This is a genomic window from Ichthyenterobacterium magnum (assembly GCF_003610635.1).
In the GTDB taxonomy this organism is placed as follows: domain Bacteria; phylum Bacteroidota; class Bacteroidia; order Flavobacteriales; family Flavobacteriaceae; genus Ichthyenterobacterium; species Ichthyenterobacterium magnum.
This window is the reverse complement of sequence record NZ_RAQJ01000016.1, coordinates 1-1,006: the sequence shown is the minus strand read 5'-3', so window position 1 is coordinate 1,006 and position 1,006 is coordinate 1. Positions and strand designations below refer to the sequence as shown.

The window sequence follows — 1,006 nt, the reverse complement described above, 5'->3', positions numbered from 1 at the left end:
ACAACAATATCTTTGGTTACTTCTGCGCATCCATTTAAATCTATAATGGTAATCGTGTGGTAACCTAAACTCACGTTTTCAAACACATTAGATTCTTGTGGGGTTTCATCATCTAATTGGTATAAATAATTACCTATACCACTAATGGTTACGGTTACATTATTTGGGTCTGAGAAATCTACTGTTTCTGTAATATCTATGGTTGCAGCTTCAGATTCTGAAACACTAAATACGCGTGTAGTTTCACATCCGTTTGGTGTTGTTACTCTTACCCAATAACTACCAATATCTGTAATTTCTATCTCTGGAGTTGTTTCGTTTGTAGACCATAAATATGTGTCGCCAATCGTATTTGTATTTGCACTTACTAGTAATGGTAAATTATCTAAACATACCACTTGGTCTTCAATATCTACAACTGGTTTTGGGTTTACTATTGTTGTAAACTCTGTTAAACTATAACAAGCAGTTGCATTATTCTCTACTCGTACATAAATAGGTTCTCCATTTATGGCGTTGTAAGTAGATTCTAAATCATTTAAACCATCATGAGCTGAGTTTATATCATTATGGTAGGTAACTGTAAAGTCATTAGCGTTTTGAGTACCAAGTATTGTTGCTGTTTGTTGTGTTAAATCAAACTCATAAAAACCATCAAAATCATCATCACATTCAATTAAATTATTAGGCTCGTTTGCTATTGGAAGTGGATTTACTTGCAGCGTAAACGGATGAATATGATAACAATGTGTTGTTGAAAATTCTATACGAGCAAACAATGTATCATTATTTGTTTGATAGATGTAATTGTTATCTAATACATTAGTTTGATCTAAAGCATCTTGGTTTGTTGGATAAAAGTTCACCAATACATTTGCTGTTTGCACAAGTAATGTTGGTACAATATCTATTAAATCTACAGTATTGTCTTCGTTATTACAAACTTCAAATGTGTTAAACGGATTTATTGCTGGTGGTAAATTAATATCTATATCGAGTGGTACCG

General features: G+C 32.3%; 1 pseudogene. It reads right to left on the bottom strand.

Annotated elements, in window-relative coordinates:
• Window positions 1-1,006: pseudogene (locus BXY80_RS13995) on the bottom strand (T9SS type B sorting domain-containing protein); the annotation flags it as partial.